The sequence below is a fragment of the Streptomyces sp. NPDC048254 genome (genome assembly GCF_043201895.1).
In the GTDB taxonomy this organism is placed as follows: Bacteria; Actinomycetota; Actinomycetes; order Streptomycetales; family Streptomycetaceae; genus Streptomyces.
Map to the genome: position 1 here is coordinate 960,259 of NZ_JBICZJ010000002.1, position 12,182 is coordinate 972,440.

General features: G+C 70.7%; 14 protein-coding genes and 1 pseudogene. 7 read left to right on the forward strand and 8 right to left on the reverse strand.

Translation table 11 applies throughout. From position 1 onward, the window contains the following. Positions 1-330 precede the first annotated feature (330 nt). Entirely contained in the window at positions 331-1,254 is a 924-nt protein-coding gene (locus tag ACGFZQ_RS09690; protein ID WP_393839834.1) for an NAD(P)-dependent oxidoreductase, read from the forward strand. Positions 1,255-1,421: 167 nt separating this feature from the next. Further along, positions 1,422-2,861, forward strand: a complete 1,440-nt coding sequence (locus ACGFZQ_RS09695) for an MFS transporter (protein WP_393839835.1) — start codon at positions 1,422-1,424, stop codon at positions 2,859-2,861. Here ACGFZQ_RS09695 and ACGFZQ_RS09700 read toward each other — a convergent pair. Then, on the reverse strand, positions 2,838-3,191 hold the full coding sequence (locus tag ACGFZQ_RS09700; protein WP_393839836.1) for an SDR family NAD(P)-dependent oxidoreductase: 354 nt from the start codon (positions 3,189-3,191) through the stop codon (positions 2,838-2,840). The two genes, ACGFZQ_RS09695 and ACGFZQ_RS09700, sit on opposite strands and share 24 nt — an antisense overlap. 239 nt (positions 3,192-3,430) lie before the next feature. Between ACGFZQ_RS09700 and ACGFZQ_RS09705 the strand changes: the two genes are divergently transcribed. Next, on the forward strand, positions 3,431-3,880 hold the full coding sequence (locus ACGFZQ_RS09705; protein WP_393839837.1) for a winged helix-turn-helix transcriptional regulator: 450 nt from the start codon (positions 3,431-3,433) through the stop codon (positions 3,878-3,880). Between the two features lie 517 nt (positions 3,881-4,397). On the opposite strand, the pseudogene arsM reads toward ACGFZQ_RS09705, so the two are convergent. Next, a pseudogene (gene arsM, locus ACGFZQ_RS09710) lies at positions 4,398-5,141 on the reverse strand (arsenite methyltransferase); the annotation flags it as partial. Positions 5,142-5,265: 124 nt separating this feature from the next. On the opposite strand from arsM, the gene ACGFZQ_RS09715 reads away from it, so the two are divergent. Genes ACGFZQ_RS09715 through ACGFZQ_RS09725 form a run of 3 tightly spaced genes read left to right on the forward strand, consistent with a single transcriptional unit; the run spans position 5,266 to position 6,843 of the window. Beyond that, positions 5,266-5,667, forward strand: coding sequence for an ArsR/SmtB family transcription factor (locus tag ACGFZQ_RS09715; protein WP_393839838.1), 402 nt, complete (start codon positions 5,266-5,268; stop codon positions 5,665-5,667). Beyond that, the gene (locus tag ACGFZQ_RS09720; RefSeq protein WP_393839839.1) at positions 5,664-6,404 is read left to right on the forward strand and encodes an MIP/aquaporin family protein; all 741 of its coding nucleotides are present in this window, start codon (positions 5,664-5,666) and stop codon (positions 6,402-6,404) included. The genes ACGFZQ_RS09715 and ACGFZQ_RS09720 overlap by 4 nt, the downstream gene beginning before the upstream one ends. Before the next feature lie 25 nt (positions 6,405-6,429). Further along, positions 6,430-6,843, forward strand: a complete 414-nt coding sequence (locus tag ACGFZQ_RS09725) for an arsenate reductase ArsC (protein WP_351747674.1) — start codon at positions 6,430-6,432, stop codon at positions 6,841-6,843. Between the two features lie 58 nt (positions 6,844-6,901). On the opposite strand, the gene ACGFZQ_RS09730 is transcribed toward ACGFZQ_RS09725, so the two are convergent. Beyond that, positions 6,902-7,486 (reverse strand): hypothetical protein, encoded by a 585-nt coding sequence (locus ACGFZQ_RS09730; protein WP_393839840.1) that lies wholly within the window; start codon positions 7,484-7,486, stop codon positions 6,902-6,904. A gap of 433 nt (positions 7,487-7,919) precedes the next feature. On the opposite strand from ACGFZQ_RS09730, the gene ACGFZQ_RS09735 reads away from it, so the two are divergent. After that, a complete protein-coding gene (locus ACGFZQ_RS09735; RefSeq protein WP_393839841.1) occupies positions 7,920-8,516 on the forward strand; it encodes a nucleotidyltransferase family protein in 597 nt (198 codons plus the stop codon). 25 nt (positions 8,517-8,541) lie between these two features. On the opposite strand, the gene ACGFZQ_RS09740 is transcribed toward ACGFZQ_RS09735, so the two are convergent. From ACGFZQ_RS09740 to ACGFZQ_RS09760, 5 genes are all read right to left on the reverse strand, one after another. Continuing rightward, positions 8,542-9,168, reverse strand: a complete 627-nt coding sequence (locus ACGFZQ_RS09740) for an ATP-binding protein (RefSeq protein WP_393839842.1) — start codon at positions 9,166-9,168, stop codon at positions 8,542-8,544. Between the two features lie 83 nt (positions 9,169-9,251). Continuing rightward, positions 9,252-9,950 carry a hypothetical protein gene (locus ACGFZQ_RS09745; RefSeq protein WP_393839843.1) on the reverse strand — a complete coding sequence of 233 codons (699 nt, stop codon included), beginning with the start codon at positions 9,948-9,950 and terminating at the stop codon, positions 9,252-9,254. 180 nt (positions 9,951-10,130) lie between these two features. Further along, entirely contained in the window at positions 10,131-10,544 is a 414-nt protein-coding gene (locus tag ACGFZQ_RS09750) for a PIN domain-containing protein (protein WP_393839844.1), read from the reverse strand. Continuing rightward, complete coding sequence (locus tag ACGFZQ_RS09755; protein WP_393839845.1) at positions 10,541-10,804, reverse strand: CopG family transcriptional regulator; 264 nt, start codon at positions 10,802-10,804, stop codon at positions 10,541-10,543. Before ACGFZQ_RS09755 ends, ACGFZQ_RS09750 begins: the two co-directional genes overlap by 4 nt. A gap of 216 nt (positions 10,805-11,020) precedes the next feature. Beyond that, entirely contained in the window at positions 11,021-12,034 is a 1,014-nt protein-coding gene (locus tag ACGFZQ_RS09760; protein WP_393839891.1) for a cytochrome P450, read from the reverse strand. Positions 12,035-12,182: the final 148 nt, after the last annotated feature.

Here is a 12,182-nt window from a genome sequence, read left to right on the forward strand (position 1 = left end):
CCCGAGCGGCTGCGGTCCCGAGCGACCGTGGTCCGGAGCGGCCGTGGATGGAGCGGCCGTGGATGGAGCGGCTGCGGTCCGGTTCGGCCGTGGTCCCGAGCGGCCGTGGTCCGGAGCGGCCGTGGATGGAGCGGCTGCGGTCCGGTTCGGTCGTGGTCCCGAGCGGCCGTGGTCCGGAGCGGCTGCGGTCCGGTTCGGTCGTGCGGTCGTCGATGCCCGTGAGCCGGTACAAGCCCGGCTTGTATCCCGCCAAGTGTGAGGCCACTACCAGCGACTTTCCGCGGCTGCGAGGGTCGAAGTACCAACCCCACCACCGCCGGAGGGAATGCCATGAGCACCCACACGCCCGCACGACAGGACACCGCCTCCGACCCCACCGACCCCCGCCGCCTCGCGACGTCGACGCCGCCGATCGCCTTCGTGGGCACCGGGCGGATGGGCGGCCCGATGGCCGCCAATCTGGCCCGCGCCGGTTTCGACGTACGGGTGTGGAACCGGACCGCCGACCGCGCCGCACTCCTCACCGGCGCGGGCGCCGCCGTAGCACCCAGCCCGGCGGAGGCCGTCCGGGGCGCCGGGATCCTCGTCACCATGCTGGCCGACGGTCCCGCCACCGAACAGGCGGCCGCCGGGCCCGACGGATTCCTGGCCGACGCACCCGGGCTGGTCTGGGTGCAGATGGCCACCGTCGGAGCCGACTGGACGGCCCGGCTCGGCCGCATCGCCGCCTGCCACGGGGTGACGTTCGTGGACGCCCCGGTCTCCGGCAGCGAGGGTCCGGCCCGGGCCGGGCAGCTCATCGTGCTGGCCAGCGGCCCGGACCGGATACGGAACGTCCTCGCCCCGGTGTTCGGCGCGGTCGGCAGGGCCACCGTCTGGCTGGGCCCGGCCGGCTCCGGCACCAGCGCCAAGCTGGTGCTCAACAACTGGCTCGTCGACCTCGCCGAGACCACCGCGGAGACGCTCTCCTTCGCCCGCCGGCTCGGTCTGGACCCGACCGCGATCGTGGACCTGCTGCAGTCGACGCCGCTCGGGTCGCCGTACGCCGTGCAGAAGGCCACCACCATGCTGACCGGTGACTTCACCCCCGCGTTCGCGCTCAAGCACGCGCTCAAGGACGCCGAGCTGGCGGTGCAGGCCGCGCAGGCCAGCGGCACCGAACTCGCGCTCACCCAGGCGCTGCTGCCCCGCTGGCGGCACGCCGCGGCGAGCCACGCCGACGACGATCTGGCCGCGGTGTACACCGCCGCCTGACCGGCCCCGTCCCAGCCCTGCGCGGCGGTCCCTGCGCAGGAACCCCACGAGACCCCTGCGCAGGAACCCCACAAGAGAGGACCCCGGTGATGACCGCAGCAGCTGGGCCGGCCACCCGAAGTGACCCCGAGAACGACCCGACACGTCCCCCAGGGGACACGGTCCCGGTGGCAGGCACACCGGCCCCCGCCCCTGCCACCGGGCACCCACGGCTGGGACTCGCGCTGATCCTCGTCGCGTCCTTCATGGTGGTGCTCGACTTCAGCATCGTGAACGTCGCGCTGTCGTCGATCCAGCACGAGCTGGGCATCTCGGCCGCTTCGGTGCAGTGGGTGGTCACGGCCTACGCGATCACCTTCGGCGGGCTGCTGATCCTCGGCGGCCGCGCCGGGGACCTCTACGGGCGGCGGCGCCTGTTCATGGCCGGGATCGGCGTCTTCACCGCCGCGTCGCTGTCCGGCGGGCTCGCGCACGATCCGCTGCTCCTGATCCTGTCCCGCACGGTGCAGGGCTGCGGCGCCGCGATGGTCGCGCCCGCCGCGCTCTCCCTGATCACCACGGGCTTCCCCGAAGGCCCCCGGCGCACCCGCGCGCTGGGCCTGTACGGGGCGACGGCGTCGGTCGGCTTCGTCGCCGGACAGGTGCTCGGCGGGGTCCTGGTGGAGTTCTTCAGCTGGCGCTCGGTGTTCCTGGTGAACGTCCCGGTGGGGCTGGCCGCGCTGCTGCTGGCGCCCTGCCTCCTGCACGAGTCGAGGCTGCGCCGGGCCGGGCGGCACCTGGACACCGTCGGCGCGACGCTCATCACGGGAGCCGTCGCCGCGCTGGTCTTCGCGGTCTCCCAGGCCGGGGTCACCAGCGTGGGATCCGCCGGCGTGCTGGTGCCGCTCGGGCTCTCGGCCCTGGCGACCGTGGCGTTCTTCGCCGTCGAGCAACGGCGGGCCGATCCGCTCGTACGGCCCGCGCTGCTGCGCACCCGAGGGCTGCGCAGTGCCGGCACCCTGATGATGCTGCTCGGCCTGTGGAACGGCGGGGAGATGCTGGTGCTCTCCGTGTACCTCCAGGAAGTCCTGCACATGTCCCCGCTGGCGGCCGGCCTGGTGATCGCCCCGCAGGGCATCGTCGGCCTGGCGACCGGGTTGCTGGGCGCCCGGCTGGCGCGACGCGTGGGGATCCAGCGGGTACTGGTGCTGACCGCCCTGGCCGCCACCGCCGGCTTCCTCATCCTGACCCAGCTCCCGATGGGCGGCGGCTACCGTCCGCCGCTCGCGGCAGTGGTCCTGGTCGGGTTCGGCACCGCCGGTACGGCGTTCGGAAGCATGGTGACCGCCAGCACCGGTATCGCCGACCGCGACCAGGGTCTGGTGGGCGGCGTGGTCAACATGAGCCGCCAGCTGGGTGCCGCGCTGGGAGCGGCGCTGCTTCCCGCCATCGCCGACGCGGTGGACCGGACGGGCCACAGCAGCATGGCGGTCGGCGACCGCGCCGCGATGCTCGCCGGAGCGGCGGCGGCCGGCCTCGCCACGCTGGTGGCCCTGCGGACCCGGCAGAAGTCCCCCCACACCCCGGCCACCTCGGAGGCCACCTCAAAGGCCCCGAACCCGGCCTGACGGACAGTCCATGGTGTCAACGCCCTGGTCGCGGGTCATGAGGTCCGCGCTGACGGCGGCGGCGTTGGCAACGCCGTCGAGCCGGCCGAAGTGCTCGGTGGTCCGGGCGGCCAGGGACGCGACGGAGTCCGCGTCCCGGAGATCGAACCGGACCGTGAGCAGCCGGTCGGCCGCCTCCGCCGCCTGCTCGCGAGTCCGTGCGAGCTTGTCGGGGTTGGTGCCGGCCGCGGTCACCCGGGCGCCTTCGGCCAGCAGCCGCTGTACGGTGACCGCGCCGATGCCCGATCCGCCGCCGGTGACGATGAAGACCTTGTCCTTGAGCCCTTCCATGGCTGGGCACATCCTTTCTGTTCGTGAGGGTGCGGCGCCGACGTGGCAGGCGGGGCCGCTGCCGGAGGCGACGAGGCGGGAATACGCCTGAAGGGCCCGGCGGTTGCCGTCCTGTGCGCACGGCACAACCGCTCCGGCCAGTTCGTTTGCGCCTGGTGCGTGCCCCACTGCGCAGGAACGCGACAAGGGTTACAAAAGATATGTCTATGTTCCTGAGGGACATCGGAAGGGCGTCACCGATGAGCAATGGCGAGGGTGGCGAGGGCCGGGAGGTCTTCACCGGGGAGGCGCGGGTGAACGTACTGCGGCTCCCGGGCCCGTGCGCACGCTGGGACGAGTGGGACGCGGACTTCATCCGCGAGATCCTCGACCTGGTGGGCGACAAGTGGAGCATGCTGGTCATCGGCGTCCTTGCCGCCGGCGACGCCCGCTACTCGGACCTCGACACCGCGATCCCCGCCCTCTCCCGGCGCATGCTCACCCTCACCCTCAAGCGCCTCCAGCGCAGCGGGCTGGTCGACCGCACGGCCTACCCGGAGGTACCGCCCCGCGTCGAGTACTCCCTCACCGCCCTCGGCGCCTCCCTGTTCTCCGCCATCGAGCAGCTGGCGGCCTGGAGTGCCGAACACCGCACCGAGATCCGACACCACCAGGACACGTACGACACGAGTGCCGCACGGAGATCGTGAAGGCTCTTGCTCTTGGGCGGTTGCGAGAAGGCGAGCGGGGGATGGCGCATGGGCCGGCCACGGGCGCTCGCCAAGGAGATCGCAGAGCGGTACGGCCGGGCCGGGAGCCTCTCCGAAGAGCCCCCTGCCCTGACCTGCCCTGACCGGGTTCGGGGCCTGGAACCGGAGGGCAGGCCGGCGAGGCGGCGCCAGTAACGGCTGGGCTACCAACGGGTCTTCCACCGCGCCGCCTTGGCGCACCGCGACCCTGCGAGCCAGGCACGAGCAGGTCCCCGAACGCCTCGCCTCCCACAAGTGAGGCGTCCCCGGCAGCGGTGATCCACGCGCCTGCCGCCGGGGCGAGCGGTCAGCTCTGGCAGGCGCATCCGGCGGCGCTCTCGGCCGTACCGACAGCGATGGAGGGGTCGGCCGGCTGCTCGGTCGCGGGGTCGGTCGGGGTGCAGCACGCGGTGGCGCCGCAGCAGGAACCGTCCGCCGACGATGTCCCGGCGGCAGTATCCGGGAGGGTGGAGGTGGCGGGCTTGGCCGCGCGGATGAGGGCGGAGTGCATGCCGTCGGCCACGGAGTGGGTCGGAGTGATCTCGATGCCCGTGAAGCCGGCCGCTTCCAGTCCTCGGCGGTATTCGGCGAAGGACAGGGCTCCGGCGATGCAGCCGACGTAGTCGCCGCGCTCGGCCCGCTGCTCGGCGCTGAGGGTGTCATCGGCGACGACGTCCGAGACGCCGATCCGGCCGCCGGGCTTGAGTACGCGAAAAGTCTCGGCGAACACGGCCGGCTTGTCGGTGGACAGGTTGATCACGCAGTTGGAGATCACGACGTCGATGGTGTTCGCGGGAAGCGGGATCGCTTCGATGGTGCCTTTGAGGAACTCCACGTTCGTCGCGCCCGCCTTCTCGGCGTTGGCCAGGGCGAGGGCGAGCATCTCCTCGGTCATGTCCAGTCCGTACGCGTTGCCGGTCGGGCCGACGCGGCGGGCGGAGAGCAGGACGTCGATACCGCCGCCCGAGCCGAGGTCGAGAACGCTTTCGCCCTCGCGCAGTTCGGCGACGGCGGTGGGGTTGCCGCAGCCGAGGGAGGCGGCCACCGCCTCGGCGGGCAGAGCGTCGCGCTCGTCGACGGCGTACAGGGCCGAGCCGAAGTTCTCGTCGACCTCGACCGGCTGCGGCCCGCAACAGGCGGTGCCGCCCTCGGTGACCTTCACGGCCGCCGCCGCGTATCGCCGGCGGACGGTCTCGCGCAGGTCGGTGGACTGCTCGCTCATGACTCACTCCCAGGTGACGGGCCGCAGCACGGTCCGGAACGGCGCAGCACGGCCCGGAACGGCCTGTATTGATATTCGTTGATGCAACCTTGCGCCTTGGATCGAAAAACGTCAACATAGAGGCATGTCGAAACAAGAGCTCGTGGTGATCGGCCAGGACACCGCCTGCTGCCCGGGCCTGTCCGCCGCGCCGCTGGACGAGGATCAGGCGGCCGACCTGGCGAAGGTCTTCAAGGCCCTGGGCGACCCTGTCCGGCTGCGGCTGCTGTCGATGATCGCCTCGCGCGGTGAGGCCGGTGAGGCCGGTGAGGCCGGCGAGGCCGGCGAGGTCTGCGTGTGCGAGCTGACCCCGGCCTTCGACCTGTCCCAGCCGACGATCTCCCACCACCTCAAGGTCCTGCGGCAGGCCGGCCTCATCGACTGCCAGCGTCGCGGCACGTGGGTGTACTACTGGGCGCTGCCCGGCGTGCTGGACCGGCTCGCCGCGTTCCTGACCGCCCCGGGGACTGCCGGAGCCGACGCGTGAACACCACCCCACTCGGCCGCCGGGTCGCCGCGGAGGCGATCGGGACCGGGCTTCTGGTCGCGGTGGTGGTCGGCTCCGGCATCCAGGCCACCGGCCTGTCGCACGACGTCGGCGTGCGACTGCTCGCCAACTCCCTCGCCACGGTCTTCGGTCTGGGCGTGCTGATCACCCTCTTCGGGCCGGTCTCCGGCGCACACTTCAACCCGGCCGTCACCCTCGCCGTCTGGTTCACCGGACGCCGTACGTCGGACGGGTTCACCCTGCGGGACGTCGCCGCGTATGTGCCCGCCCAGATCACGGGGGCGATCGGCGGCGCGGTCCTGGCCGACGCGATGTTCGGCGAGCCGCTGGTGAAGTTCTCCACCCACGACCGCTCCGCCGGACATCTGTGGCTGAGCGAAGTCGTCGCCACGGCCGGGCTGATCCTGCTGGTCCTCGGCCTGGCCAGGATCGGCCGCACCGCGCTCGCCCCGGCCGCGGTGGCCTCCTACATCGGGGCCGCCTACTGGTTCACCTCCTCCACGTCGTTCGCGAACCCGGCGGTGACCATCGGCCGGGCCTTCACCGACACCTTCGCCGGGATCGCGCCCGCCTCCGTCACCCCGTTCATCGCCGCCCAACTGCTCGGCACCGCTCTCGGGGTCGGCAGCGTGGCCGCCGTCCACGGCCCGCAAGCCGCCCGCACCCGAGGCGGGACCGGCATCCCGGGCAGCGAACCAGAACCCGTCTCCTCCTGACCCCGCCCCGAGAAAGTCACCCGCCATGAGCACTTCCCCCTCGCGCCCGTCGGTGCTGTTCGTCTGCGTCCACAACGCCGGCCGCTCCCAGATGGCCGCCGCCTTCCTCACCCACCTCGCGGGCGACCGTGTCGAGGTCCGCTCCGCCGGCTCGGCCCCCGCCGACACCGTCAACCCGGCCGTGGTGGAAGCGATGAGCGAGGCCGGGATCGACATCTCCGCCGAGACCCCGAAGATTCTCACCGTGGAGGCCGTCCAGGCGTCCGACGTCGTGATCACCATGGGATGCGGCGACACCTGCCCCGTGTTCCCCGGCAAGCGGTACCTCGACTGGCAGCTCGACGACCCGGCCGGGCAGGGCGTCGACGCCGTCCGCCCCATCCGCGACGCGATCGAGACGCGCGTCCGCGAACTGATCTCGGAAGTGGCACCCGGCTGAGGCCGACCCACGTCCGTGCAATCCCCGGCTTACCCGACGGCACGTTCGAGAGTCCCGCTCAGGGCTCGGGGGCCCGTTCCGCGGGAGGGGGTGTGCGGCTGTAGCGGGCTCCCCTGGTGCCGTAGTGGGCGAGGTGCAGGGTTTCACCGTCGACCTGGATCTCTGCCGGCGGAGGGTTGGGAACGGAGATCCGCGGGTGGGCGTAGGGGTGGCCTTCGATGAAGAGGGGCTCCCGGTGGCGGTTGCAGCCGTCCGCCCAGCTCTGGGCCCGCTCGCGGGTCCACGGGTTCTGCAGGCTCCGCGGGGCGGCCGGGTCGTGCTCGTAACCGTTGAGGCTGCGCACCAGAGCTTCGCTGTAGACACCCTTGACCCGGAAGTTCTCCAGGTCCTCCGCGCGTACGATCATGTTGACGTACCGGCGGCCGTTGCCTCGGTGCCGGCCCACCGCAGGCCAGCGGCTGTGGCCGGGGTCCCAGCGGACGGGCGGGAGCCACAGCAGGGTGCCCGCGCGGAAGTGCTTCGTGCCGTGCTGGATGTCGAGGCCGCTCTCGCCGTGCGCGGTTTCCCGCGCCACGTTGGCCACCAGGCACCAGCCCAGCAGCCCGTCCGGCGTCTCTTCCTCGGCGGGTCCCGTATCTGTCACGCCGAGAATCCTGAGGCACGAGACGGGGAGCGGGCCAGCACTTATCGGCTGAACCGACCGGAGCGAACCCTCTGCGGATCACCAGCCGCAGGCGATCGGGGAAGCCGACGCGCCTGGGGGCAATTCCGTGACTCTCCCCGCGGCTTCGCGGGCTGCCGGTCAGCGGTGTCGCTCTTCGACGACGCTGTCGTTCTCGTCGAAGAGTTCGAGACTGAGCTGCCGGCCGAGTCCGGCGAGGAGCGCGGTCAAGTCGTCGATCCGGTGAGGGGCGACCACACCGTTGATCAGGGGCGTCCCGTCGTCGGCCTGATCGATTTCTGTGCGGCGGCCGCCACCCGGGTGGGATCGATGCCCCGTCGAGGATGCGGATTCGCAGGAGTTCGAACGAAGCCTGGCCGTGATGCTCTGACAGCCACCATGGTAGGCAAGGCGGATGCTTGGCCGACTTCCTCTCGATGAGCAACTCGAGGGCTTGCGATCCGCCCTCTCCCAGAACGAGATCCTGACCGACGTGATGACCAGGGCCGCGACACTGGACTTGCCCGGCTGGTACGTGACGGCGGGCTGCCTGTTCCAGACGGTGTGGAACGTGGTCACCGGCAGGCCCCCGGCCAACGGGATCAAGGACTACGACATCTTCTACTTCGACGACAGCGACCGCTCCTGGGAAGCGGAGGATGCCGTGATCAAAGCCGGTCACGAGGTGTTCGCCGACCTGCCGGCCGAGGTGGAGATCCGCAACGAAGCCCGCGTGCACCTCTGGTACGAGCAGAAGTTCGGAGTGCCCTGTCCGCCGCACGAGTCCACCGAGGCCGCGATCGACTGCTTCGCTGCGACAACGTGCTGTCTGGGCGTCCGCCTGGAACCCGGTGGAGGATGGCGCGTTTACGCGCCTCACGGGCTCTCCGACGTCTTCAACCTTGTCGTTCGGCCCAACCCGGTCCTTGCCCCGAGGGAGGTCTACGAGACCAAGGCAGCACGCTGGCAGGACGAGTGGCCGGAGCTCGCCGTCCTGCCATGGCCGAACTGATGGCCATAGCGATGTACGGCCGGGGTCAGCCACTGGACCGGTCGTCCACCTGAATGTCCAGACCCGGCCAGGCCATGGCCAGACGCTCCAACCTGCCCTCCGCCGCCGTCTCTCCCGAACGAGACGGTTCGTCCGGCCTGAAGTGGACGAGTGTCCCGGTGGTGCCGTCGGCCTCGACAGGCTCCAGGTCGGTGACCGGGATGCCGTGTTCGTAGCGTTGGGTCCAGGCCCCGTCGAGGCGGCGGTTGGTATGGATGAGCCATTCGCTGAGGGCCGCGACAACAGACATGCCTCGACGCGGATGGCCGTCTGGAAGCAGTTCCGCGCCGGGGAAGTCGAAGAACCGCAGGTCCTTTGATGCCATGACCGGTTTCTTCACGACCTGGCCTTGCTCGTTCGTACGGGTATCGGTGCCCCGCCCGTCATCCGCCACGGACAAGGAGCCATCGGGATGGAGAGTGACGAGGCAACGGCCGCCGCCCTTGCTTGAGGCTTCGTCAGCGGCATAGGCAAGCACCTCAAGGACGAGATGCAACGAGCCACCCGGAGCGAACTCCGCCGGACTCCGCCGGATCTGTGCAAGGTGATCCAGATCGATGACACTGGACCAATCGTGCGTGGTGTTGACCCACGAACCTCTTGAGGCCTCCATCGGACAAGTATCCAGTCAGCTCGCATCCGCCTCCCGGGGAGCCCCTCAAGACCAGCGAAGGGCCTCGTCGTTCGCGTCGCCCGTCAACCACGTCCGGTGGCCCGGGATCGCTCTGTGGCCAGCAGGCGGTCGAGGCTGTCCCGCGCGCTGTCCAGCGCGGCGAGCATCTGCATACGAGTCTGCTCGAAGTGCGGGTCGACCTCGACACCAAGGTCGTGTCGCAGTGTGACCCGAAGCAGGTACACGCCATCGGAAAGCGGACCGCTGAACCATGTCTTCGCCCGTTGGTAGGCCCCGTCGAGGTCGGGGCTGCTCGGCAACTGCTTGACGACTGAATACCCGACTCCGAGTGACCTGTTGAGCGCCGAGGCCACACGCAGGACATCCTTCGGCAGTGCCATCTGCGCCTGGGAGTACTGGTCGGCCCATGCCTCTTTGGCGGTGTCGAGGAGTGCCGGGTCGACGCTTTCACCGCGTTCGGCCGCGTGGACGGCGTCTCGGGCCGCGACCCGGTAAGCGCGCGCGGTGGTGTTCAGGTGGGCGTAGAGATCGCGCTTGGCCTGCAGGGCCTGAACATCGCGCTCCTGCTCCCGTTCGCGGTCGGCCCGCCGGTTCTGCTCCGCCGCCTCGGCCCGGCTGGCGCGCTGGCTGAGTACTGCCCCACCGAGAGTTCCGCCCAGCGTCCCTCCGACGCTGATGACCGCAACGGCAAGTGTGGTCACATCCACGAGATCCCCCAACGCGTCTCTCGGCCGGCCCACCGAGGCGACTGAGGCCGGCACGGCAGCCTCCCTCGGCCATGCTCATGCTCCCACCCGTGGCGTGTGGTCCAAGACCGGGGCGACAGTGATGAGGGCCAGGTCTGATCGACTCCAAGGAGCCTCATCACCTGCGGGAACGCCCCAAGACCCCGCCGGGCAGCAGCGGCTGGACCGAAAGGCGCTGTCCGATCGCGAGGCCGGTCAGATCTTGATCACGGTGGCCTGTCCGCCGCACAGGGTGGTCAGGTTCTCAGGGTCCGAGGTGAGGACAGTGACGGGGCCGGGGGCGGCGAGAGCGGTGGCGCTGAGCATGGCGTCGATGGCGTACTTGTGGCCGTGCAGGCCGGCGTCGGCGAGGAGAGCGGCAGCGTGGCGGGCGATGGGCTCGGTGACCGGCTCGACGACGAGGCGGGACAGCGTCCACTCCAGGGCCGGGCGGTTGATCCGGGGGTGGACGACCTCGACCAGGGTGGCCGCGGACGTGATCACGCGCAGGTCGTCGGCCCGGGCCAGGGCAAGCCATCCCGTGACGGACCGGTCGCGCAGCACGGCCTTGGCCAGCCCCTCGCTGTCCAGGACCAAGGTGCCGCCGGGCGCGGCGGGGGAGCGGATCACGCGGCGTCGGCCCCGCCTCGCGCCTGCTGTTGCCGGGCCTGGTGGAGCTGGTCGCGCAGGGCCTGGACCTCGTCGTCCGTGACGGGACCGTGGTCGGCCTCGGCAACCTGGATGAGTTCGTTGAGGTTGTCGCGTTCGATCTGCCGGGCCACGGCTGCGGCGACGTAGGCGGACAGGCCGGAGGGGCCGCTGCGGGCTTTGGCGGCCTCGGCGATGTCGCGCGGCATGGTGATCGAGTACTTGCCGGTAGGCTCACTCATGCCACTCATCCTACCGCTGATCCTCCCGGTGAGTGCCCTGCGATGTCGAGCCGGCCTCCTGGTGACGCTTTCCTGCGCGAGCCACCGGTGAACCGGAGCAACAGGCTCGTTCCTTACTGCGTGAACCCGTGCTCCAGGGGCTGCAGCACATCCGCGGCGAGAGCCGGCCGGGCTGTCGCTCACAGCCGTTGTCGGGCGTTGGTCCGTCTGTTCGCGTCAACCGTCACCCTGCTCGATGTCCAGATGGATCGGACCCCTGAGAACGGGGCTGGGCCGGTACGGCGGCGGGTCGGCGACCAGCCTGGGGCGGTCGAGGCGGCGTACCAGGTCGGTCAGCGCGATCTGGGTTTCCCGCCGGGCCAGCGGGCCGCCGAAACACAGGTGGATGCCGCTCCCGAACCCCAGGTGCTGGTTGTCACGCCGATCCGGGTCGAAGCGGTCCGGATCGTGGAAGCGCTTCGGATCGCGGCTGCCCGAGGCCAGCATGAGCATGATCTGCGAGCCCTGGGGGATGACGGTGTCGGCGACGGTGATGTCGCTGTACGCCGCCCGCCAGGGAATGATCTGCACGGGGGGCTCGAAGCGCAGCAGTTCCTCGACCAGCGGCACGACGAGGTCCGGTTCGTCGCGCAGTCGCTGCAGCACCTGCGGGTGGCGCAGCAGCGTCAGCGTGCCGTTGGTGATGAGGTTGACGACGGTTTCGTGGCCGGCGATAAGGAGCAGTTTGGCGGTGGCGACTATGTCGGCGTCGGCCATCCGGCCGTCGGGCCCGTCGTCGTTGGCCAGCCGTGACAGCAGGTCGTCTCCCGGCCGGCCGTGGCGCTGCTCCACCAGCTCGCCGAGGTACTGGCGCAGGTCCTTGCGGGCCTGTACGCCCCTGTCCAGTTTCTCCTTCGGGTCGGTCTCGGGGTCGTAGTCGACCGAGTTCATGATGTCGTTCACCCAGAGGTGGAACCTCGGCTCGTCCTCGCGTGGCACGCCGAGCAGGTGACAGGTCACCGTTACGGGGAGCGGGAAGGCGAAATCGTCGACGACGTCGATCCGCTCCTTGCCCGCCATATCGTCGATCAGGCTGCCGACGGCGGTGGTCAGGAAGCCTTCGAGTCCGGTCACCAGCCCAGGGGTGTGCGGGGGGCCGAAGTGACGCATCGCCGTACGCCGCAGGCGATCGTGCTCGGGCGAGTCCATGTGGATGAACGACGACGGGGGCCCTCCCTCGCCCGAGGGCATCGGACACGACAGATTGCGCACGTCGGAACTCAGATGCGGGTCATTCAGTATGTCCGTGATCTCGCGATAGCCGCTGATGACGTAGCTGCCGTCCTCCTGCCGGGCCACCGGCGTCCGGCGCAACTCGGCATACAGCGGGTAGGGGTCG

Excerpts from the sequence above, each read along its gene's own strand:
- ACGFZQ_RS09725 (WP_351747674.1), top strand. The coding sequence starts at position 6,430 with ATGAGCACTTCCCCCTCGCGCCCGTCGGTGCTGTTCGTCTGCGTCCAC.
- ACGFZQ_RS09755 (WP_393839845.1), bottom strand. The coding sequence starts at position 10,804 with ATGAGTGAGCCTACCGGCAAGTACTCGATCACCATGCCGCGCGACATC.
- ACGFZQ_RS09740 (WP_393839842.1), bottom strand. The coding sequence starts at position 9,168 with ATGGAGGCCTCAAGAGGTTCGTGGGTCAACACCACGCACGATTGGTCC.
- ACGFZQ_RS09760 (WP_393839891.1), bottom strand. The coding sequence starts at position 12,034 with ATGCCCTCGGGCGAGGGAGGGCCCCCGTCGTCGTTCATCCACATGGAC.
- ACGFZQ_RS09715 (WP_393839838.1), top strand. The coding sequence starts at position 5,266 with ATGTCGAAACAAGAGCTCGTGGTGATCGGCCAGGACACCGCCTGCTGC.
- ACGFZQ_RS09735 (WP_393839841.1), top strand. The coding sequence starts at position 7,920 with ATGCTTGGCCGACTTCCTCTCGATGAGCAACTCGAGGGCTTGCGATCC.
- ACGFZQ_RS09690 (WP_393839834.1), top strand. The coding sequence starts at position 331 with ATGAGCACCCACACGCCCGCACGACAGGACACCGCCTCCGACCCCACC.
- ACGFZQ_RS09700 (WP_393839836.1), bottom strand. The coding sequence starts at position 3,191 with ATGGAAGGGCTCAAGGACAAGGTCTTCATCGTCACCGGCGGCGGATCG.
- ACGFZQ_RS09705 (WP_393839837.1), top strand. The coding sequence starts at position 3,431 with ATGAGCAATGGCGAGGGTGGCGAGGGCCGGGAGGTCTTCACCGGGGAG.